Below are 21,517 nucleotides of genomic sequence, written 5' to 3'. Positions count from 1 at the left end.
CACTGACTCGGCGCAACAACCTTCCCGCCCAACCCCGGGGCTTGTTCCGGAGCGAACCAGAAATACTGTCGCACCCGGTGGCTACTTTCGGGCCATGGCGGTTTCGCGGTCCAGTGGGAACGAGTCGGCCGGCGGCGGGGGAAGCCGGACGCGGGCCGGCGGCGGGTTCCGGTGCGGTGAGTGCGGCGCCGAGTCGATCCGGTGGGCCGGGCGCTGCTCGCGCTGCCAGGCGTGGGGGACGCTGGAGGCGCAACGGGCCGCGCCGCGGAAGGCGGCCGTGGGCGGCTCCGGCGCCACCGCCGCCGCCACGGTGACCATTCCGGCCAAGCCCATGACGGAGGTCGACCCGACACCGGCGACCCGCCGCGCCACCGGCGTCGACGAGCTCGACCGGGTGCTCGGGGGCGGGGTCGTGCCCGGCGCCGTGATCCTGCTCGCCGGCGAGCCGGGGGTGGGCAAGTCGACGCTGTTGCTGGAGGTCGCCGCGCGCAGCGCCGAGGCCGGTCACCGGGCGCTCATCGTCACCGGGGAGGAGTCGGCCGCCCAGGTCAGGCTGCGTGCCGGGCGCACCGGCACGCTGCACCACGACCTGTGGCTCGCGGCCGAGACCGACCTCGGGGCGCTGCTGGGCCACGTCGAGGAGGTCCAGCCGACACTGCTGGTGGTCGACTCGGTGCAGACGATCTCCGCTGCCGGCGTCGAGGGCGTGGCGGGTGGCGTGACCCAGGTCCGCGAGGTCGCCGCGGCGCTGATCCGCACCGCCAGGGCGCTGGGCCTCGCGACCGTGTTGGTCGGGCACGTCACCAAGGACGGCGCGGTCGCCGGCCCGCGGCTGCTCGAGCATCTCGTCGACGTGGTGCTGCACTTCGAGGGCGACCAGCAGACCGCGCTGCGGATGGTCCGCGCGATCAAGAACCGCCACGGGCCGACGGACGAGGTCGGCTGCTTCGAGATGAACGAGAACGGCATCTGGGGCATCGCCGACCCGAGCGGCCTGTTCCTGTCTCGCGGCGCGGCCGCGAGCGCTGTACCGGGCGTGTGCGTCACCGTGATGGTCGAGGGCCGCCGGCCACTCGTCGCCGAGGTGCAGGCGCTCGTCGCGCCGCAGAGCGTCGTCGCCAGGACCGGCGGGGGCGGCGGGCCGGGCGGCGCCTCGCCGGCGCCGCTGCCGCCACGGCGGGCGGTGTCCGGGCTCGACGGCGCCCGAGTCGCGATGATCACTGCCGTGCTGCAGAAGCGGTCCGGATTCTCCAGCCTGGGGGCCAGCGACATCTTCACCGCCTCGGTCGGCGGCGTGCGGCTCTACGAGCCCGCCTCGGACCTGGCCGTGGCGCTGGCGATGGTGAGCTCGGCGCAGGAGCGGGCGATCCCGCCCGACCTGATCGCGCTCGGTGAGGTCGGGCTCACCGGTGAGATCCGCTCGGTCAGCGGCGTCGAGCGTCGGCTGGCCGCGGCGTCGCGGCTCGGCTTCCGGCGGGCGCTCGTGCCTCGGCTGTCCGGGATGACTCCAGAGGGGATGACGGTGACGGAGGTGACCGATCTACCCACCGCGATCAGCAAGATGTATGCCGGATAGCGGTGCTGGAACGGCCGCGTGCGGCCGGGTTCACGAAGATGCTCACCCGGCGGGTTGCCCGGCGCCGGCTGTCCGGAGTGGCCAGGCGGATCCGTCGGGTTTCGACGGGGAGATGCCCGCTCGACCAACAAGGCGCGGTTAGGGCGACCTGCTCACCAGGTCAAATGTTTTTCTGACCACCGGGCGGAGGCTCTCCATGGTGGTACCCGCGGGCTCGATAGCATTACCACCGTGGTAAGAGACCTCGGTCGCGGTGCCGGCGCATAAGCGGTGGCATAGTCGCTCGTCCGGAGGGTCTCGGCAGGAGGAGTAGAGGAGCCCGATGGCAGGACCACCCGGGGATGACGTCTTCCGGGCCACGCTGGCCGCCGTGGCGCCCGGAACCCCCTTTCGTGACGGCCTCGAGCGCATCCTCCGCGGCCACACCGGCGCGCTGATCGTCCTCGGTCGCGACAAGGTCGTGGAGGGGATCTGCACCGGTGGTTTCGAGCTGGACGTCGAGTTCTCGGCGACCCGGCTGCGCGAGCTCGCCAAGATGGACGGCGCGATAGTGCTGTCGTCCGACCTCACCCGGATCGTGCGCGCCGCGGTCCACCTGGTGCCCGACCCGATGATTCCGACGGAGGAGTCCGGGACGCGCCACCGCACCGCCGAGAGGGTGGCCAGGCAGACCAGCCTGCCGGTGATCTCGGTGAGCCAGTCGATGCACATCATCGCGCTGTACGTCGTCGGCCGTCGCTACGTCCTCGATGGCTCGGCCGCGATCCTCTCCCGCGCGAACCAGGCGCTGGCGACCCTGGAGCGCTACAAGATGCGCCTCGATGAGGTCGCCGGCACGCTGTCGGCCCTGGAGATCGAGGATCTCGTCACCGTGCGCGACGCGATCTCCGTCCTGCAACGGCTGGAGATGGTCCGCCGGATCGCCGACGAGATCGAGAGCTACGTCGTCGAGCTCGGCACCGACGGCCGGCTGCTCTCGCTGCAGCTCGAGGAGCTGATGGCCGGCGTCGAGACCGAGCGCGAGCTGACCGTGCGCGACTACCTGCCCGCCAGCACCAAGGTCGGCGGCCCGGCCGAGGTGCTCACCGACCTGGCCGCGATGTCGGCGACCGATCTGCTCGACCTGACCGCGCTCGCCCGCGCCCTCGGTCTCGGCGGCGGCGCCGAGGTGCTGGACCGCCAGATCAGCCCGCGCGGCTACCGCATGCTCGCGAAGATCCCCCGCGTGCCGCGCCTGATCGTCGACCGGCTGGTGGACCACTTCGCCACCCTGCAGAAGCTCCTCGCCGCCGGCGTCGACGATCTGCAGGCCGTCGACGGCGTCGGCGAGACCCGGGCCAGGGCCGTCCGCGAAGGCCTCTCCCGCCTCGCCGAGTCCTCCATCCTCGAGCGCTACGCATAAGGCTGGCGGACGCTGAGTGCGCCGCCAGCCATCGGACGCTGAGCGTCCTCCCCACGTGGTGCCCGATACATGTGTATGGCCGTGGTTGCTGTGGTGCCGGGGCGAGGACGTGGCTGGGTTGGCGCTGCGCTTAAGCGCTGTCACCTGCTGTGGTTGCGTGTTGCCTCGACCTGGGGGCACTCCTGGCCGCCGGAGACCAGGTGCGGGGAGTGCTGGGGCGGTGCGCGTTTGTGGTGGGCCGGGGTGGCCGGTAGGTTCGGGGCGAGCTGCCTCGGCCCGGAGGGCCCTGGGGTGGCCCGGCGGGATGGTTCCTCTTGTCTCGGGACGTGGCTGACTGGCCTGGTGGGGATTGCCGGTCGTCGGCGGGGTCCTGATCGGTCTGGATTCTGGTGAGGTCTGAGATCAAGCGAGGTCAGCGGTGACCGCGGTGAACGAGGCTGGCGCGCGGGTTGCCGTCGTCGTGCCGGCGGCCGGCCGAGGAGAGCGGCTCGGCGGCGGGGTGCCGAAGGCGCTTCGGCCGCTCGGCGGCCGTCCCATGCTGGTGCACGCGGTGCAGGCGCTGTCGGCGGCCGAGCTGGTGTCGCAGATCGTCGTGGCCGCCCCGCCGACCCTGGTGGAGGTGGTGAGCCGGCTGCTGGGTCCAGATGTGCGGGTGCTGCCGGGCGGCGCCGAGCGGGTCGACTCCGTGCGTGGTGCGCTGCGCGCCCTGGACGACGACATCCGGGTGGTACTGGTACACGACGCGGCCCGCCCGCTCACCCCGCCGTCGCTCGTCGACGCGGTCGCGCGTGCCGTGCTCGGCGGGCATCCGGCCGTCATCCCGGTGCTGCCGCTCGCGGACACGGTCAAGGAGGTCGACGCGGACGGGCGGGTGCTGCGCACCCCGCCGCGTGGCGGCCTGCGCGCGGTCCAGACCCCGCAGGGCTTCCGCCGGGAGGTGCTGGAGGCGGCGTACGCGAGCCAGGACGGCGACCTGCCGGCGGTGACCGACGACGCCGGCCTCGTGGAGCGTCTGGGGGTGCCGGTGGCGACCATCCCGGGCGCTGACGAGGCGTTCAAGGTGACCCGGGCCGCGGACCTCCTGTTCGCCGAGGCGCTGCTGGCTCGGCGCCCGCTGGCCGAATCGGGGCGGTCGTCGTGACCGCGCCCGCCTCGGCGCCAGGCCCGGCGGCGCCCCCCGTCCCGGTCGCGCTGCCGCGCGTCGGCGTCGGTGTCGACGTGCACCCGTTCGAGCAGGGCCGGCCCTGCTGGGTCGCCTGCCTGCTCTGGGAGGGCGAGACCGGCCTCGCCGGCCACTCCGACGGCGACGTCGCCGCGCACGCGGCCTGTGACGCGCTGCTGATCGCCTCGGGGCTGGGCGACCTCGGCAAGGTGTTCGGCACCGACCGCCCGGAGTGGGCTGGCGCGACCGGCGCGGCGCTCCTCGGCGAGACCGCCCGGCTGCTGGCCGTCGATGGCTGGACGGTGGGCAACGTCGCCGTCCAGGTCGTCGGGAACCGCCCGCGGATGGCGAAGCGGCGCGACGAGGCCGCGGCGGTGATGTCTGCGGCACTCGGTGGCGTGCCCGTCAGCGTGTCCGCGACGACCACCGACGGTCTGGGGCTGACCGGCCGAGGCGAGGGCCTCGCCGCCATCGCCACGGCCTTGGTGGCGCGGCTGTAGGCCGAACGCGCGGCCCGTCGGCGTCGCCGGGCCGGGGCCTGGGACGGCATGGAGATGCCAACTTGGCATTCTTTGTCCGGCGTCAGGCCCGTAATGGGGAAGGTTGACCGAAAAGGTCAACCCTTGCTGGATGCAAGTGGCCGAGGCGGGTCTTCGCTGGGCGCCGCTGCTGCCGGGTGGTTCCTCTTGGAGCGCACTGATGGATGTACGCCTACCGGAGACGGTCAAGGTGCTGGCGGACGCGCCGACGTACGTCACCCTGGCGACGCTTCGGCCGGATGGCTCGCCACGGTTGACCGTGCTGTGGATCGAGCGTGACGGTGACGACCTGCTGCTCTCGACGGTCCGCGGCCGGGCCAAGGAGCGTGATCTCGCGCGCGACGGGCGCGTCGCGCTGATGTTCCTTGACCAGAGAGACCCGTACTCCTATGTCGAGGTACGCGGCACGGCGACCCTGTCCGAGGACGGTGGGCGTGAGCTGATCGACCGTCTCGCCGTGAAGTACACCGGCGAGCCCTACAAATGGGACGAGCCAGACGCCGTCCGCGTCGTTATCCGGGTGACCCCCACCCGGATCCTCACGACCGGTTAGCCCGCGTCCACGCGGATAGCGGCACCGGCCAAGAAATCCGACCGATAGTCCGGCGGTTGGGCGGTGGGCGCCCATCGCCCGACACGCCAGTGAGCGCCCGCGGCGCCAGTAAGCGGTAGCCAACCCGCGATGGTGACAGCGCATCAGCGCTGGCGCCAACTTAGCCACCTCGTCGACCCAGGACCAGGCCGGCCACCGCCATATGCCTGGATCCGGAACCACGTTGCAGGGCGCTCAGCGCCCGATCGGCGGGCGCCCTGGCGCCCGCCGGTATTCTTGACAGGTGAGCCTGCACCTATACGACACGCGTACGCGGCGTGTGCGGCTGTTCGAGCCGCTGCGCCCCGGCCACGTGGGCGTCTACGTGTGTGGGCCGACCGTCCAGTCCGGCCCGCACGTCGGCCACCTTCGCTCGGCGGTCGCCTTCGACCTGCTGCGACGCTGGCTGCTCGCGTCCGGATACGCCGTCACGTATGTGCAGAACGTCACAGACATCGACGATAAGATCATCGTAAACGCGGGCCGGGAGGCTGTCTCCGTCTGGGAGCTGGCGACCCGCGAGACCCGGGCGTTCGACGACGCCTACCGGTCGGTCGGCATCCTGCCACCGACGATCGAGCCACGGGCGACGGCACACATACCCGAGATGCACGCCATGATCGCCCGCCTGATGGCGGGCGGCTTCGCTTATGAGGGCGACGGCTCGGTGTGGTTCCGCGTCGGGCGTTATGCCGACTACGGCGCCCTGTCCAACCAGCGGCCCGACGCCATGCAGGCCTCCCCCGAGGCCGAGCCCGGCAAGGCCGACCCGCGTGACTTCGCCCTGTGGAAGGCCTCGCGCCCCGGCGAGCCTGCCTGGGACTCGCCCTGGGGCCCTGGTCGGCCCGGCTGGCACCTCGAATGCTCCGCGATGGCCGGCAAGTACCTGGGCCAGGTGTTCGACATCCATGGCGGCGGCCTGGACCTGGTGTTCCCGCACCACGAGAACGAGCTGGCACAGACGGTGTGCGTGACCGCCGGCCACGGTGGCCTGCCCGCCGAGCCGGAGATGGCCAGGTACTGGATGCACACCGGGCTGTTGACGACCGGCGGCACCAAGATGTCGAAGTCGCTGGGTAACTCGTACTTCGTCACCGACGTGCTCGCGCAGGTGCGCCCGCAGGTGCTGCGTTACCACCTGCTCTCCGCGCACTACCGCTCGACGCTGGAGTTCAGCGCCGCGACGCTCGCCGAGTCGGCGGCGGCGTACGACCGGGTGGAGACGTTCGTCCGCAACGCCCTGGACATCCTTGGCGGGCCGGAAACCGCGGCCGCGCTGGCGGCCGAGGCACCCGCCGCGCCGCCCGTGCGCACAGCGCCCAGAACCCGGGGCAAGGGCGCCAGGGGCGGTCCGAGCGCCGAGGCTCCGGCGGGCGCGGGCGCGGGCGCGGGCGCGGGGGTGGCGTCGCCGGCGGCGACGTGGGCCGCCTTCGCCGAGTCGCTCGACGACGATCTCGGTATCGCCCGGGCGCTCGCGGCGATCTTCGGCGCGGTGGGCCAGGGCAACCAGGTGCTGGCCAAGGCTCACAGCCGCGAGCTCGCCGGATGGGCGGTGGTCGCGCGGCGCATGCTCGCCGTCCTCGGGCTGGACCCGGTCGAGCAGTGGCCGGCCGCTGGCGCGGAGCTTCGCCCGGCACTCGACGGCGTCATGGAGATCGTCCTGGACCTGCGCTCGTCCGCGCGGGCCCGGCGTGACTTCGCCGAGGCCGACTCGATCCGCGCCCGCCTCGCCGCCGCCGACATCATCGTCGACGACACACCCGAGGGACAGCGCTGGCATCTGCGTTGATGGTTCGCTCTGTCTCTGGTTCGCTCCGTGCGGGCACGGCGCTACGGCCCCTTACTCGCTTCGCTCCCAGCCAAAGTGGTTGGCGGAGGTAGGTCGGGGTCGGCCGGGGTCGGGGTGGAAGGTTGTTGCTGGTTCGCTCCGTGCGGACACGGCGCTACGGCCCCTTACTCGCTTCGCTCCCAGCAAGATGGTTGGCGGAGGTGGGTCGGGGTCGGCCGGGGTCGGGGTGGAAGGTTGTTGCTGGTTCGCTCCGTGCGGGCACGGCGCTACGGCCCCTTACTCGCTTCGCTCCCAAGGGACCTCCGCGCCGTGTCCTCCTGCGCTCACGGGCGCTCCGGCGACCTCGCTGCGGCCCGCCTACTTCGCTTCGCTCGTAGGAGGGCCTCCGCGAGGTGCGCCTACGCGCCCAGCTCGGTTGCGTCCCGCTGAACGTCGTGAACCCGAGGCTGCTGTCTTGGTGGGGTCACGTCGCTTCGCTCGTGGCCGGGCCTCCGCGGAGGCGCGCCAGCGTGGGTGCGTTTCGCTGGAACGGCACGAATCCAAGACCGGCCCCGATCTGCGGCTAGATCCCTGCGGGAGCCGCCGACCCGACGCGAAGCCCACCCCACGAGCGCAGCGACGTGCCCCGGCGGCACCAGCCCTGACCCGGGTCCTGCACGGTCCAGCGCAAGGCGACCGCGCTGGGCGCGGAGGCGCACCTCCGCGCCAGCTCGGTTGCGATCCGCTTGAACAGCACGACTCCGAGACCGGGCCGATCCGGAGCTAGATCCTTGCGGGAGCCACCGATCAGGCGTGAAGCCACCCCACGAGCGAAGCGAAGTGGCCCCCGGCAACGGGCCTGACCTGGTCTTGCACGGTCAAGCGAGAGGTGACCGTGCTGGCGCGGAGGCGTGCCTCCGCGGAGGCCCTCCTACGAGCGAAGCGACGTAGGGGGGCCGCAGCGGAGGTCGCCGGAGCGCACGTGAGCGGAGGAGGACGGCGCGCGGAGGTCCCTTCCCGCCGCGAAGCAAGGGAAGGGGCCGTAGCGCGCCGCCCGGACGGAGCGAACCAGAAACTCAGCGAGCGCGGATGGTGACGCGGGTCCAGGCACCCAGGTAGACGCGGTCACCGTCCTGGAGCGGAATCCGGCCGTTCGGCTCCACCGGGTCCGGCTCGTCGTTCAGCCGGGTGCCGTTCGTGGAGCCGGGGTCGAGCAGGGCGTAGCTGCCGTCCGGCTGCCGCTCGAAGATCGCATGTGCCCGCGAGATGCCCGGGTCCTCGGGAGCACCCGACAGGTCGATCTCCGGGTGGATGCCGCGGGACTCGCTGCGCCGCCCGACGAGCAGCCGAGGGCCGCTCAACGGGAACACCCGGCGCGGGTAGAACGACGGGAACGGCACACGGTGGTCGTCGCCGCTGTCGTAGTACTCCCGTTCCGCCTCGACGACGGCCTCCCAGGTCGTCGCCACCGCCCCGCCACCGCCGCCGTTCCAGTTGGCGGCGGAGCCGGTGATGACCGGCTGGCCGTAGTCGGCGTCCTCCCTCGGCGGGCCGGTCTGGCGCCGCCCGGTCGCGCCGGGGGCGCTGCCGGGCACATGGCCGGTGGTGAAGTCCAGGCCGCAGTTCTCGCAGAACCGGGCGCCCGGCTCGTGGAACGCCCGGCAGTTCGGGCACTGCGGGTAGCGGCCGCCGGCGCCAGGCGCGGCCCGGTCGGGGCGCGCGGCGCGCTCACCCCGGTCGTCGACGCCGAGCGGGTCCGCCTCGTAGCCGTAACCACGCTCGCCTGGCACGCCGGCGCTGTCCCGGCCGCCGCGGCCTCCGTACCCGTCCCGGTCCACGACGGCATCGTCCCGGCCGCCGCGCGCATAGCCACCGGCGCCAGTACCAGTACCAGTACCAGCGCCGGCGCCGGCGCCGGCGTCACGACCGTACTGGTCGCGGCCGTAGTCATCCCGCTCGCCGACGCGCGGCGCATACCCGCCGGAGCCGCTGTCACGGCCGCGGGCGTACGCGTCGCGATCCCGGCCGTCCGCACCGTCGCGGCCGCGCGCTGGGTAGCCGGCGTCCGGGTCGTCCCGGCCGTCGCGACCACGCGGCGCGTAGCCGCCGGGGTCCCGGCCCTCCAGGCCGTCGCGGCCCTCGACGCGGCCACGCGGCGCGTAGCCGCTGTCCGGGTCGTAGGCGTCCGGGCTGTACGCCGAGCGCGCAGGGCGTTCGTCGTAGCCGCTCGCGGCGCCGGGCCCATATCCACCGCCGTACTGGTCCCCGGCATATGGGTCGGCGCCGCGGGCTGGGCCGCGACCGTCGGGGTCGGTGTCGCGGCGGATGCCGAGGGGGTCGTAACCGCCCGCTCCGCCGCCGCCGTGGCTCGATCCGCCCCCGTAGGAGCCGACTTGCGCGCCACGGTCGTCCGACCGATAGCTGTAGCTGTCCTGACCACTCGTGATGCGGAGACCGCACTGATCGCAGTAGTCGGGATCCTGGGACAGGTGCCCCTCCGGGCAGCGTGCGCTCACCTGATCACCTTCACCCGGACGGTCCTGGCCGGCCGGGCGCCGAGAGAGCCCCCGTCACGCTGGCCGACCTCGCTTCCTCTGACGAACCGTACCCGTTGTTGGATTATGGATCTGCTCCGGCTTTTGTAGGAGCCGCCGGGTTGCGTTGTTGCCTGACTGGTCGCCGTGGCCTCCGGCTGGCTGGCCGACGGCAACGCCTCCAGTGTCGCAGCGGCTTCCGGACGGCCCGCACTGACCCGTCCGTGCTTACTCGCGCGGACGGTCAGGTGACCGCCGGGTAGCGGCGCGCTCAACGGTCCACGCGGACCGCGACCACGGTGATGTTGTCGTGCCCACCCTGGTCGATCGCGAAGTCCACGAGGTGGCGGCCCACCTCGACCGCCTCGGCCTCCGGCGGCAGCTGGTTGATGATCGCCGCCATGACGTCCGGCCGGGATGCGTAGTTCCACAGCCCATCGCTGCAGACCAGTACCGTCGCGGGCGCCTCGATCGGGAACACCGCCGTGTGCGGTGCCACGTCCTCCGCGTCGCCCCCGAGCCACCGGGTAAGGGTATGGGCTCGCCGGTGCGTCTCGGCCTCCGAGGCCGGGATGAGGCCGGCCCTGGCGGCCTCCGCGGCCCAGGTGTCGTCCGCGGTGAGCCGCTCCGACCAGCGCGGGCCCAGCAGATAGACCCGGCTGTCACCCACCCAGCCGACGGTGACCGTGCTCGGTCCGTCGACGGTCGGCGGTGAGATGATCGCGGCGGCGATCGTGCATGAGGGTGCCATCCGACCCTCGGCGGCACTGAGCTCCGCGATCACCTCCTGCGCGGCGTGCACGGCGTGGTGCAGCGCGAGCTCGGCCTCCTCGGGACCGAACCCGCCGACCAGGGCGCTCGGGACGGTGACCGCCTCGTCGCCGTACTCGTCGTCGGACGGCCCAAGGACGTCGAGCATCTCGTCGCCAGGGCTACGCCCGCCACCGCGGCTCACCGGCACGGGGCGCCCCGGGCCGTGCGCACGGATCGCGTCGGCGAGGATCGCGGTCGCGGTCGCGGCGGCGGCCGACGACGCCTGCGCGGAGCCGGGTGTCGTCGACACCCCGTCGCAGACGACGGCGATCAGCGTCCCGTACACCTCGGCGACGCCCATGGCGTCCTCGTTGCTCGTGTGCCGCACACCCCGGTCGCTGACACCGGCGATCGCGCCGAGGTCCTTCTCCCGGTGGTCGGAGTCGCCGCTGGTCACCGGCGGGCCGACCAGCGAGAGCCCGCAGGCCTCGCAGTACCGGTCGTCGTCGTAGATGGCAGCGGCGCAGCGTGGGCAGCGGCCGGTGCGCTCGTCGATCAGGGACCGTCCTCTCTCCGGCATGCCGCGCTCACGCGGGTCATACCCGGACCCGCCTCCATAGCCGGACCCCCTGGCATAGCCGGACTCGCCGACGTCGTAGCCTCCAGCGGCGTCGTGCTCCACGGTCATCCCGTTCTCCGGCGTCCCATGCATCGGCTGTGTCGGCATACCGCGTCGGGGAGTCCCGTCGCGTTGGTCACTCCGGGCCGGGGCGAGGCAGGTGTCGACGGCATGGCTGCCCGACCCCCGCCGCGTCCAGACGGTGTGCGCGCAGCCATTGTCGTGCCTCCCGCCCGCCGCGGTGCTTGCGGCGTCTCCCCGACCGGCTCGGATACCCAGGGCCGGCTAGGGGAGAATCTTCGCAGCATAGGGCCCGATCCGTCGATGCCCGCGATCACGAGGTAAGGCGTCGCGTATGCGATCATCGCCTCGCCTGGCTTCGAGGAGTGATCGTCCCGACCACGCGTAGGTATGGGTGGCCCGGAGGGCGCGCTGACATGCCGCCAATGATTACTGATCGTGGTGGGCATAGGCAATTTCCCTGGTATGGGGTGCGCGTTCGTCCACTCTGGCGACCGTCCGGTCTCGCCACGTCGCGACCAGCCCTGACGAGATCAGCTACCCTGAGGTGCTTGGGCAACCGCAGGTGGCGGCGCCCGGTCAGGGACAGCGGTCCGGGCGAAGCTGATGACGAGGGGTGACCCAGCGATGGCGACGGGACGGCGCGGCGGCGGAGGCGGCGGAGTGGCCCGCGGCGGTCAGGGTGGCCGGGCGGCGAAGGCCGGGTCGCACCGCAAGGGTGCCGCGGCCGGCTCCGGCGGCCTGGGCCGCCGGGCGTTGAGCGGCAAGGGGGCGACCCCACCGGCGGAGATGCGCAAGGGGCACCCGGCGCAGCGCCGTGCCAACGCGGCCGCCAGGGCCGACGACGCCGGCACGCGGACGGGTACGGCCGGTGCCAGGACGGGCCGGGACGGCGCGGCCTCGCGAGGAGCGGCGGGCGGCGCGTCCGCGGCCGGTGCCGCCGCGCGCGGCATGAGCGGGCGGCGAGCTGGTGAGGCCGACGAGTTCGTCGTTGGCCGCAACGCCGTCGTCGAGGCGCTGCGGGCCGCCGTCCCGGCGACGACTCTCTACGTCGCCGGCGGTCTGGATTTCGATGAGCGGCTGGCGGAGGCACGCAAGCTCGCCGGCCGGGCCGGGATGTCCGTCGTCGACGTCGGCCGGGCCGAGCTTGACCGGCTGTGCGGCGTGGCGCCGCACCAGGGCCTCGCGCTGGTCATCCCTCCCTACCGTTACGCGCACCCCGACGACCTGCTGAAGCGGGCGCGGGCCGCGAGCCCCGGATTGCTCGTCGCCCTTGACGGGGTGACCGACCCGCGCAATCTCGGCGCGGTGGCCCGTTCGGCGGCGGCCTTCGGCGCCCAGGGGGTCGTCGTGCCGGAGCGGCGCGCCGCCGGGATGACGGCCGCGGCCTGGAAGACATCGGCCGGCGCGGCGGCTCGGCTGCCGGTCGCGCGCGCCACCAACATGACCAGGACGCTGCGTTCGTTCGCGGACGGTGGGCTGGTGGTCGTGGGGCTCGCCGCCGACGCGGACGTCAGCCTCGACGACCTGGAGGCCGCTACCGACCCGCTCGTCCTCGTCATCGGTTCCGAAGGGCGGGGCCTGTCCCGGCTGGTGGGCGAGACCTGTGACCTGCTGGTCAGGATCCCGATGGCTGGCGAGGTCGAATCGCTGAACGCCGGCGTGGCCGCAGGCGTCGCCCTGGCCGAGATCGCTCGGCGCCGGCGCGTCTCCTCTCCGACCGGCTGACCGGGAGCCACGGCCCTGCCGGCGCGCGCGTCCGGCCCCGTATGTCCGGCGGGTGATCCGACCTTCCGAGATCGGTTCCCGCCGATCCGGCGCTCCGAGGAGCCCGTAGAAGGGCCGGCGTACGTAACGGTGCCACCGGGAAGTCCGGCACGGGACGCGGATGAACCCAACGGGTGCGGCCCCGCGCCCCGGAGGGCACGGGGCCGCGTCGCGGCGCCGTGAGGCCGGCCTGTCAGGCCAATGCCACTCGGCCGCTGCCGTGGTGACGTGATGGGCCGTCGCTCAGCCGGTACGGGTCCAGCAGGGCCGGGTGAACGCCGAAGAGCCGTTCTGGGATGCGGCGTGGTGCGCCGGTGTGACGGAGCGCAGGATGTCCGGGTCGGCCGCCGACTTACAGGGGACGACGACCGAGAGGAACCGGGGCGCGGATACGGCGGCGTCCGCCGGCTGAGCCGCGGCGAGCCCGGCACCGATGCTGGCCGCCAGGACCGGGGCGAGGACAGCCGCCCGGAGGCGGCGTGACGATGGCGAAGCCTGGCGCGGCAGGAGGCGCCTCAGCCAACGCGAACTGACGTGGTTGCGCGCAGTGGACACCAGAGTTTCCCTCCCCACGTCGCCAAGGAATTCGTCCGGCCCAGCCGCGGGTTGAGGCTTACTGACCCGCTCGTGACTGTTTCGTGACCGCCGGACGGCCACCCGTCGCCGGCCATCGGCCGCCGACCGGCGCTCGGCCCTGTGGGCCGCTCGGCGTCGCGCTGCCGGTATATGCCGGTCCGCGAGCCGTTTCGGCGCTTAGCCGCGCCGTCATTCCTCGGGCCTGCCGCATGTTCGTTCAACCGGACGGGGCAGGCACGCGACGTGCCGCCCGGTAGGTGCCCAACCCATCGCCGGGCACGGCAAACACCATGCCCCGGGGCCGGGCCGCACGTAAAATCTGAAACCGCGGGTGACGCAAATCACGTCCCACTCGGGGCATGTACGCGATCGATGGGCGGCTTAGGCGCGCCTGTGGATGATACGGACAGTGGCGGCACGCCTTTCCTTCGCGGCGACGGGCACGGCGCGTGGCCGGGCCGGTGTTGCATTGGCCATTGGGTGGCCGAATGGCCGCGCATAGTCGTCGGCGTGACAAACGCCATTCCTGGATGGCTCGAAAACATCAATGCAGTAGAAATCGGCAATTATCAGGCGAGTGCGGGAGCGGTCGTGAAGCGGCCGGTCGGTCACCTGGCGGGACGTTCGGTCCCGGCCCGGCCCGGCTCCGGCCGAATGCCGAAGCCCGGATCACTGACGCATCGCGTTACCGAGCCGCCCGGGCTGGACTGGGCCGGGCGGCCGCTCGTCACAATTCGGGCGCCCCGGGCTCGACGACGCGGATGCGCACGGCGCGGAACTGGGCGGCCGACTCGTCGAGAACTCGACGGCGTGGATCCGGGACGGTCAGGAACGGCGGCACGACCAGCCCACGCAGCGGCATGAGCCGCGGATCGTCGAGAACCTGTGCCGCCGCGCGCCGCTCACCACCGAGGACGACGGCGTTCAGCTCGGCGGCCACGGGCAGCAGGACGGCTACCGCCACGTCGGCCGCGGCGGCGAGGGCCACCCTGACCTGGCCGTCGCGGCGCCGGGCGAACCGCTGCTGCGACCAGCCGCCGGCCGCGCTGCGCCCGTGCACCTGCCGTGTCCCCACCTTCGACGCGATCAGGCGGGGCCCGTCGAACACCCCCGCCGCATGGCCGCCCAGCCGGACCAGCAGCACGCCGACCCGCCGGTCGGCCAGCGCATGCGCGGCGAGCTGGTGCCCGGGGGAGCCATCCGCTGTGGCTGTGGCTGTGGCGGTCTCGGTGGTGGGGGCTGTCTCGGTGGCGGTGGGCGCGGACGGCAACGGTGGAAAGGGCACCTGGCAGTCGGCCACGGCGCCGTCGGCCGCCGTCACGGTGACGGCCCGCGGCGACACCGTCCAGGCGACGGGCCCATGCCGCTCGACGAACCGGTCGAACCAGCCGGCCAGCCGCTCGGGGGCGACGTTCACCCATCGGCCTCCACCAGCGGCCGGAAGCCCAGGTCCCATCGTCTCATCCTGACCTACGTCCGCTGGTCGACGGATCACCACCCCGCGTCGCGGGCGGCGCCAGCCGTGGGGCTGACCCGTGGGCTGTCCGAGCACGACCCAGCCTGGTTGCCGCGACATTGCGACATTGCGCAGGGTTACGCCGCGACGCCGCGACGCCGCGACGCCGCAACATTGCGACGTTGCGACGCCGCAACGTTGCGACGTCGTGCCGCGACAGCGGCCGAGGCAACGGCGGTCTCGTCGCGGCCCGCCTCGACATGGGCGTCGGTGATGTCAGGGAAGGCGCCGTGGAACTTGATCTCAATCCGATGGCGACGGGGCGCGCCGCCTCCGCTGAGACCAGTGCCACGGCTGCCGCCGGGCGGTCCGACAGCGGGTCTACCGGGCCTGAGGCTGGCTGGCCTGAGGCATGGACGCCGTGACGGTGCGTCCAGGCGGCCGATCCATCAACGTGACGGGTTCACCACCTACAGTGGCGAATTGTCTCCGTCTTGTGGCACTCGGGAACCTCTAACGTATTGTCCCGTGCGGTATCGCCACCAGATCACAGGGCGTCGGGCGTCGCGGGAGCCGTCCCTCTGGTCGCACACCTGGCCCGGCGCCGTGGTGCGGCGGCCCGCCGCGCAACGTCGCCCTAGGCGGGGGACACATGGGCAACGGGTACGACCAGCCATCGTGGCGCGACGGCGCGCGAGACTCCGCCGCGGGTGACAACGCGGGTGGCTTCTCCGCGAGGGCCGCGCGCTCCGGGTCTGGCGTGGGAACCCGGTGGGGGCCCGGCGGCGTGGACCTGGACGGTGAGGTCTGGGAAGCGGAGCTCGTCGATGAGCCGTGGGACCCCGCCTACGCATACACGGCCGACGACGTGGAGATCGTGGATCCGGACGCCCTCGAGGCGATCGTCGGCCGCGGGTCGGCCGGCGCCACCGCGGAGCCCACTGCTGCGGCCAGCCTCCCAGGTCCGGGAACCGGCCTGGGGGGTCCGACCGGGTCGACCGGTCTGATGGGTGTGAAGACCCCGCCGACGGCGGCGGGTTCGGTGGAACCAGGCCGATCCGCCGGGCTGGCTGACCCGCTGGGCAGCGCGTTGGCGGGCGCGGATCCCGCGAGTGGTCCGTCGCCCGTCCCCTCCGGATCGGCGGCGGCCGGCCGGGTGGTGTCGGCGGGGGCGCGGAGGCGGCGGTCGGGCGGCCGCCAAATGGCGTGGGGCTGGGTCGACAGGCTGTTTCGCCGGCGGATGGGGCCGCTCCCGCTCGTGGTGGTGGCCGGCGCCGTGGTGCTCGCCCTGCTGATCGGCGGGCTCTCCATCGTGGCCGCCGGCCGTGACGCCGACACCGATGGTGGCGGCGGGCGCGGGCCGGGGGCTGGACCGGGCGGGGTCGCGGCACCCGGCGTCGCTGGCTCGGCCGACGACGGAGGTGCTTCCGACCCGGGCGACCTCGACGGCGCAGCCATGGCCGACGGATCGGTACCCGGCGCGGGTGCGGGACCGGCCGACGGCGGTGGCGGGGCCGGAGGAGCGGCCGCCGCGCCCGGTGGCACCGCGGGGCCGTCCGCTGCGACCGCCGAGGAGCAGGCAGCCCTGGTCCCCGCGCCGGCATCCGGTCAGCCCGTCGCGGTCGCCGGGCCCGGGTCTGACGATGGTTCGGACGGTACGAGCGGCTCGGGCGGTGGCACCCAGCCATCCGCCGGGCCGAGCGCCGCGCCGGCACCGTCCGCGTCGCCGACCTGCTACCGCGCCAACTTCTTCACGGCTGTCGTGCTCGGCTTCTCGGACGTGCCGACCTGCTGACGCGCGCCGCTGAAGGCACGGCAGCTCGGCGGTGCGGCGGGTAGTACCGCGTACGGCGGTAGTACCGCGGTACAGCGGACAGATCAGGATGTTGGGATCTGGGCGGCCAGCTCGCGCAGATGGCGGTGCAGGCCGTCGTAGGCGGTGGCCGGCGGGAGGTATGTCTTCGCGACCTTGGCCAGGGCGCTGTAGTTCACGTCGACGACGTTGGCCAGCGGAGCCTCGCTGAGCTGGCTGAGTAGCTGGTAGCTGTCGAGCGTCTCCAGTCGGTACAGCTCGGACAGCCAGTTGACCATCTCCACCTGGCTGATCCGCCAGGCGTCCTCCAACGGCCGGCTCGATCCGACCGTGATCAGATGGGTGTCGCTCTCCAGCCGTGGCCACAGCGGGGCCCGTCCCTTGACCAGCTCGACGATCAATGTCACGTCCATCGCGCCCTCGACGGCTGTCCCGCAGGCTTCGCCCTCGCCCTGCCGATAATGGCCGTCACCGATGGAGAACAGCGCGCCTTCGACGTTGACTCCGAGGTAGCAGGTCACCCCGGCCCGCATCTCCGGAGTGTCCATGTTCCCGCCGAACCGGTCGGGGACCAGCGCCGATCGGGCCTCGAAGGCGGCGGGCGCGACGCCGACCGTGCCGAGCATGGGCGACATCGGCAGGTCGAGCTGGAATTCACTTGTCAGGGCGCTGAAGGTGACGGTGCCGCGCGAGCGGTCGACCTCGTAGATCCAGGTCCGCTCGGGCAGCGGCGGCTGAAGGGTCGCCGTCCGGTCCGTACCGGTCAGGCCACCGAAGAACGGGATCGTCGTCGACGCGCCCCAACCGCGCGCCGGAGTGAGATCGACGAGGTGCAGAACCAGCGTGTCGCCAGGTTCGGCGCCTTCGACGTAGAACGGACCGGTCTGCGGGTTGACGAACGGCATCATCAGCGCGCTGCTCGGCAGGTCGGACGTCGTCCGCAGCCGTCCGCAGAACGCGTCCTCCGTCCACAGCCGCAGGACGGTACCCGGCCGCACCCGCCGGATCGGTGACACGCCACCGAACGTCCACGCGAACTGCTCGGGTTCCGGCCGGAACTCGACAACCTCCACCCGCGCCGCCTCCTCGTTCCCTGGCGCCGTTTCGGGACGCCGTCCACGATGTGCCGTTCCCGCGAGGTCGCTCCCACGACGCACCTTCGCGCCGCGTCGGCCGCGGTCGGACCCTCCGATGCCGTGACCCACCTACACCTGCTCAGGTACGTCGGCTGCTCAGGTGCGTCGGCGCGAATCTACGACCGTCCCGTTACGCCGTCGCTATTGGCCGGCGAAGGTCACAGGAGGCACCCGGCGGCTCTCGGGCAGGGGGCGCCGGCGCACTGCGGGCCGGCGTGCGGCCGAGAAGTCGGCTCTCCGGGCGCCCATGCCGGCCCGTGAACATTTCCGGCGGGCATGCGCCTGTGCGCGGCGGCCGGCCGTCAACCGGCACCGGCGTGAGGACGAGCCGAAATTGACTGGCCGGGGGAGTGGTTTCTCCGCGTTGTGCGGGCTGAATATGTCGCCCGCCTGACAGGTACCCGGACGAAGTCTTCGGACGATGTTCCCGAGCGCATCTGACCAGGGGTTTTCCCGGTCCAGCCGTGGCGGCCGTAGGGGCCTGCTCCCACATAATCCCGAGCCGCCCGGGAACGCGTTCCCTTCCACCGGGAACGTGGCGGCCGCCAATATCGAGACGTCGCCGGCCGGATACATCGGTCGTGAACCGGGGGTACTGGCCTCCTTCCGCGTCGCGGCACTGAAAAGCGTCGCGTATCTGACAGGAGAAGTAATCATGAACCGAATTCTTGCTCCGCTGTCCCGGCGGGCCGGCACGGCGCTGGCCGTGAGCGCCCTGGCCCTGGGCCTGGCCACGGCGGCGTGCACGGCGGAATCGACGAGCACCGACGCGGCGGCGGCGGCAGCCAACTCGACCGCCCCGGCCTCCGCCGCCACGTCGGCGGACGTGACCGCTGCGACGACGCCGAAGCCGGCCGACCAGTCTGTCCCCACCGCATCGGCAGGGGGAGCGGCGTTCGCCGGGGGTGGCGCGAAGACGAGCTGCCCCACCAACTCCCCCGGCTCCGCATATGCCGGCGTCTGGGTGGCAAACGACTCGAAGGCCTTTCTCGCCAGCGTCACCCTCTCCTTCACCGACTGCAACAAGCTCAACACTGGGCGGATCCGCATCGTTTCCCACGGCTGGATGGGCCTGTCCAGCAACTACGCCGACTGGGGCACCGCGAAGAACGTGAGCTGGGGCTACATGGGTATCTCGGTCACCGCGACCTACTACTTCGACGGCCTCACGGAGAAGGTCCGCATCCTCCCGGGGAGGAACGGCGGCCCGATCACGACCGACGGCCACGAGACCTACGCCAACGGCGGCGGTCGTGACCTGCCCACCCAGCGCTACCACCGCTACTGATCGTCCCGGTACTCGGCTTGGCGCGCCGGCCCTCGGGGGGGCTGGCGCGCCAAGCCGTATCGCGGGCCGTACTGACTGCCGGTCTCGGTGCCGGTCCGGTCCCGGTCTCAGTCTCAGGACCGGACCGGCGGGGTCCGGGGCGGGAGGGGTGGCGGCGCGGATCGCGGTCACACGGTTCCACCAGCTTGGCCTCAGGCGCATATCCCAGGCACACTGCCTGGGATTTCTGTCGTATTCGGGAGGGATGCTGGAAGCATGGCGCGTTCTGATTCCGCTCCTGCTTCGGCTGCCGCCCAGGCCGGGTCCGCGGATGTCGCGCCGGTGGTGGCGGTGCGGCGGCTTACGTCGCAGCTGCTAGCCGATCCGCTGCTGGCCGGGCCGAGCGCCGACGCGCGGGTCTCGGCCGTCGTCGGGGCGGTCGGGCGGGTGCTCGCGGTGCAGGCGCAGGACCTACGCGGCCTGCGGCTCGCGGTGCGTTCGCGTACCACTGGCCTGACGGTCGCGGACGTCGACCGGGCCTTCGCCGAGCGGAAGATAGTGGTGACCTGGCTGAACCGGGGAACACTGCACCTAGTCCGCGCCGAGGACTACCAGTGGTTGCACGCGCTCACCGCGCCTCGGCAACACGCCTTCGTCCGCCGACGGCTCGCCGAGGAGGGCGTCTCGCCAACCGAGGCTGATCGCGCGGTCAGTCTTGTCGAGCGCGCGCTGGCCGACGAAGGCCCACTGACCCGTGGGCGGCTGCGTGACCTGCTCGGCGCGGCCGGAGTGCCGGTCGCGGGGCAGGCACTCATCATGATCCTTGTCCATGCGAGTCTGCGGGGCATGGTGGTCCGTGGCCCGATGGCAGGCACGGAGCAGGCCTACGCACTGGCTAGCGACTGGCTCGGCGAACTGGCGGCTCCGCCAGCGCCTTCCTCGCCGTCCGCGCCTGACCCGGGGCCCGCGTCTGACCCGGGGCCCGCGTCTGACCCGGGGCCCGCGCTTGACCCGGGGCCCGGGTCTGACCCGGGCGTCGATCGCGACGCGGCCCTCTCGGAGCTGACAGTGCGCTACCTCGCCGGCCACGGCCCCGCCGATGACAGGGACCTGGCCACCTGGTCGGGCCTGCCGCTGCGCGATATCCGGCGCGGCTTCGCCCTGGCGGCCGAGGCGGGCAGGATCGAGACGTCGGACGACGGGCGCGCGATCACGCGAAACCATCCGGCCGGTTTCGGCGCCGACGAGCCGGACGACCCGGATGCACGCGGCACCGCGGACCGAGCTGGTCGCGGCGCCACCGGCGGCGGTGGCGGAGGCAGCCCGGACGAGATGGGCCTGGAAACACTGCGGTCCCGGCTGCTCGGCCCTTTCGACCCGGTCCTCCACGGCTGGGCCTCCCGGGACTGGGTAACGGGCCCCTACCGCGGCATCGTGACCGTCAACGGGATATTCCGCCCGATCGCCCTGGTCGCCGGCCGCGCCGCCGCCACCTGGACGATGCCGGCCGGCAAGGTCGCCTTGTCCCCCTTCGCCCCCCTCACCCCGGACATCGAGTCCGCCCTACACGCCGAGGCGACCGACATCCAACGCTTCTTCGTCGGCGCGGCTGACTCGCCCGCTGACGTCCCCGACAGCGCCGGCTGAAGACTGTGCGTCGACCAGCTGCCGTCCCTCGGCTCGGCGCCGGCTAGGCCCAGACTCGACCTGAGCTGAGGGACGGGCCGCGGAAACTCGAGCGAGCCACTCGGGCCGAGCGCACCGGGCGGAGCCAGCCGCCCCTGCGCGGTGTCAGCCAGCGGCCTCCCGCCACTCGTCATGGCCTGCCGCCGCTCCCGGCCAGACGACCGGGCACGGCCGGTCGGGTATCGTAGAGATCCACGCCGGCGTGGCGCAATTGGTAGCGCACCCGACTTGTAATCGGGCGGTTAGGGGTTCGAGTCCCCTCGTCGGCTCGATCAACATCCCGCTGACCTGCGGAGTTGCGATTTTGATCTAGCCTTCAGGTATCGATGATCGTCGATGTGAGCTCATTGTGTGCTCATTTCGCACGACCGTGCCAAACCGCATGATCGTTTACGGTCGGACGGTGCTAGTTTCCGTGACGCTCCGTCACACGGGGCGTTTACAGACGGTAGTTGGTGCTTGCGTGCCAGACGAAAACGTGAGCGAATCGGATAGACGCTGATCGACGTCATCTCCTCACGAGATCAGGTCTCCGGACACGCCGGGGCGGTTCAGACTGTCGTGGCGCTGCCCGCCTAGTGCCTCGTGATTCCGCTTCCTTTATTTATCATTGTTGTCGACCAATTTCTTGATGTTGGTCTGGACCATTTTGACCTTGGCGAGGATCTCGTCGGCGGTCGCGGTCCAGACGAACGGCTCCGCGTCGGCGTTCCAGTAGGCGATGTAGTCCTGGATCTGCTTGATAAGGACTTTTACGGAGCTGAACGTGCCACGCCGGATCGACTGGCGCGTGATGATACCGAACCAGGTCTCGACCTGGTTGATCCAGGACGAGCCTTTGGGGGTGAAG

General features: G+C 72.4%; 16 protein-coding genes and 1 tRNA gene. 11 read left to right on the top strand and 6 right to left on the bottom strand.

Going from position 1 to position 21,517, the window contains the following annotated elements; genetic code table 11:
• Positions 1 to 94: 94 nt before the first annotated feature.
• From radA to cysS, 6 genes are all read left to right on the top strand, one after another.
• Complete coding sequence (gene radA / locus QOZ89_RS19285; RefSeq protein WP_071052139.1) at positions 95 to 1,576, top strand: DNA repair protein RadA; 1,482 nt, start codon at positions 95 to 97, stop codon at positions 1,574 to 1,576.
• A 322-nt stretch (positions 1,577 to 1,898) separates the two neighbouring features.
• Positions 1,899 to 2,978, top strand: a complete 1,080-nt coding sequence (gene disA / locus QOZ89_RS19280; protein ID WP_071052138.1) for a DNA integrity scanning diadenylate cyclase DisA — start codon at positions 1,899 to 1,901, stop codon at positions 2,976 to 2,978.
• A 418-nt stretch (positions 2,979 to 3,396) separates the two neighbouring features.
• The gene (ispD, locus tag QOZ89_RS19275) at positions 3,397 to 4,119 is read left to right on the top strand and encodes a 2-C-methyl-D-erythritol 4-phosphate cytidylyltransferase (RefSeq protein WP_083419514.1); all 723 of its coding nucleotides are present in this window, start codon (positions 3,397 to 3,399) and stop codon (positions 4,117 to 4,119) included.
• Complete coding sequence (gene ispF, locus QOZ89_RS19270) at positions 4,116 to 4,640, top strand: 2-C-methyl-D-erythritol 2,4-cyclodiphosphate synthase (protein ID WP_071052137.1); 525 nt, start codon at positions 4,116 to 4,118, stop codon at positions 4,638 to 4,640. The genes ispD and ispF overlap by 4 nt, the downstream gene beginning before the upstream one ends.
• Positions 4,641 to 4,839: 199 nt before the next feature.
• Positions 4,840 to 5,232, top strand: coding sequence for a PPOX class F420-dependent oxidoreductase (locus tag QOZ89_RS19265; RefSeq protein WP_071052136.1), 393 nt, complete (start codon positions 4,840 to 4,842; stop codon positions 5,230 to 5,232).
• 283 nt (positions 5,233 to 5,515) lie between these two features.
• On the top strand, positions 5,516 to 7,060 hold the full coding sequence (gene cysS, locus QOZ89_RS19260; protein WP_312624406.1) for a cysteine--tRNA ligase: 1,545 nt from the start codon (positions 5,516 to 5,518) through the stop codon (positions 7,058 to 7,060).
• 1,055 nt (positions 7,061 to 8,115) lie between these two features.
• Here the strand turns inward: cysS and QOZ89_RS19255 are convergent.
• Positions 8,116 to 9,555 (bottom strand): FHA domain-containing protein, encoded by a 1,440-nt coding sequence (locus tag QOZ89_RS19255; RefSeq protein ID WP_312624405.1) that lies wholly within the window; start codon positions 9,553 to 9,555, stop codon positions 8,116 to 8,118.
• Positions 9,556 to 9,844: 289 nt separating this feature from the next.
• Complete coding sequence (locus tag QOZ89_RS19250; RefSeq protein ID WP_083419513.1) at positions 9,845 to 11,014, bottom strand: protein phosphatase 2C domain-containing protein; 1,170 nt, start codon at positions 11,012 to 11,014, stop codon at positions 9,845 to 9,847.
• 579 nt (positions 11,015 to 11,593) lie between these two features.
• Between QOZ89_RS19250 and rlmB the strand changes: the two genes are divergently transcribed.
• On the top strand, positions 11,594 to 12,694 hold the full coding sequence (rlmB, locus tag QOZ89_RS19245) for a 23S rRNA (guanosine(2251)-2'-O)-methyltransferase RlmB (RefSeq protein ID WP_071052131.1): 1,101 nt from the start codon (positions 11,594 to 11,596) through the stop codon (positions 12,692 to 12,694).
• 282 nt (positions 12,695 to 12,976) lie between these two features.
• On the opposite strand, the gene QOZ89_RS19240 is transcribed toward rlmB, so the two are convergent.
• Complete coding sequence (locus QOZ89_RS19240) at positions 12,977 to 13,288, bottom strand: hypothetical protein (RefSeq protein ID WP_312624404.1); 312 nt, start codon at positions 13,286 to 13,288, stop codon at positions 12,977 to 12,979.
• 748 nt (positions 13,289 to 14,036) lie between these two features.
• Positions 14,037 to 14,726, bottom strand: a complete 690-nt coding sequence (locus tag QOZ89_RS19235; protein ID WP_083419512.1) for an acVLRF1 family peptidyl-tRNA hydrolase — start codon at positions 14,724 to 14,726, stop codon at positions 14,037 to 14,039.
• Positions 14,727 to 15,417: 691 nt separating this feature from the next.
• Here QOZ89_RS19235 and QOZ89_RS19230 point away from each other — a divergent pair.
• Complete coding sequence (locus QOZ89_RS19230) at positions 15,418 to 16,560, top strand: hypothetical protein (RefSeq protein WP_312624403.1); 1,143 nt, start codon at positions 15,418 to 15,420, stop codon at positions 16,558 to 16,560.
• 83 nt (positions 16,561 to 16,643) lie between these two features.
• Here QOZ89_RS19230 and QOZ89_RS19225 read toward each other — a convergent pair whose 3' ends face one another.
• A complete protein-coding gene (locus QOZ89_RS19225; RefSeq protein WP_071052127.1) occupies positions 16,644 to 17,651 on the bottom strand; it encodes an acetamidase/formamidase family protein in 1,008 nt (335 codons plus the stop codon).
• Between the two features lie 718 nt (positions 17,652 to 18,369).
• On the opposite strand from QOZ89_RS19225, the gene QOZ89_RS19220 reads away from it, so the two are divergent.
• From QOZ89_RS19220 to QOZ89_RS19210, 3 genes are all read left to right on the top strand, one after another.
• Positions 18,370 to 19,002 (top strand): hypothetical protein, encoded by a 633-nt coding sequence (locus QOZ89_RS19220; RefSeq protein WP_071052126.1) that lies wholly within the window; start codon positions 18,370 to 18,372, stop codon positions 19,000 to 19,002.
• A gap of 255 nt (positions 19,003 to 19,257) precedes the next feature.
• Positions 19,258 to 20,628, top strand: coding sequence for a winged helix DNA-binding domain-containing protein (locus QOZ89_RS19215; RefSeq protein WP_312624402.1), 1,371 nt, complete (start codon positions 19,258 to 19,260; stop codon positions 20,626 to 20,628).
• Positions 20,629 to 20,863: 235 nt separating this feature from the next.
• Positions 20,864 to 20,936: transfer RNA gene (locus QOZ89_RS19210), tRNA-Thr, on the top strand.
• 331 nt (positions 20,937 to 21,267) lie between these two features.
• On the opposite strand, the gene QOZ89_RS19205 is transcribed toward QOZ89_RS19210, so the two are convergent.
• On the bottom strand, positions 21,268 to 21,517 hold a 250-nt coding region (locus QOZ89_RS19205; RefSeq protein WP_312624401.1), incomplete at its 5' end, for an IS3 family transposase.

This window comes from Pseudofrankia coriaricola (assembly GCF_032027725.1).
Lineage (GTDB): Bacteria > Actinomycetota > Actinomycetes > Frankiales > Frankiaceae > Pseudofrankia.
Note: the sequence above shows the minus strand (reverse complement) of the source record. Positions and strands in the feature narration are given on the sequence as shown.

Bases quoted from the DNA above. Each gene is read 5' to 3' on its own strand.
- radA (WP_071052139.1), top strand. From the start codon at position 95: ATGGCGGTTTCGCGGTCCAGTGGGAACGAGTCGGCCGGCGGCGGGGGA.
- disA (WP_071052138.1), top strand. From the start codon at position 1,899: ATGGCAGGACCACCCGGGGATGACGTCTTCCGGGCCACGCTGGCCGCC.
- QOZ89_RS19265 (WP_071052136.1), top strand. From the start codon at position 4,840: ATGGATGTACGCCTACCGGAGACGGTCAAGGTGCTGGCGGACGCGCCG.
- QOZ89_RS19250 (WP_083419513.1), bottom strand. From the start codon at position 11,014: ATGACCGTGGAGCACGACGCCGCTGGAGGCTACGACGTCGGCGAGTCC.
- rlmB (WP_071052131.1), top strand. From the start codon at position 11,594: ATGGCGACGGGACGGCGCGGCGGCGGAGGCGGCGGAGTGGCCCGCGGC.
- QOZ89_RS19230 (WP_312624403.1), top strand. From the start codon at position 15,418: ATGGGCAACGGGTACGACCAGCCATCGTGGCGCGACGGCGCGCGAGAC.
- QOZ89_RS19220 (WP_071052126.1), top strand. From the start codon at position 18,370: ATGAACCGAATTCTTGCTCCGCTGTCCCGGCGGGCCGGCACGGCGCTG.
- QOZ89_RS19215 (WP_312624402.1), top strand. From the start codon at position 19,258: ATGGCGCGTTCTGATTCCGCTCCTGCTTCGGCTGCCGCCCAGGCCGGG.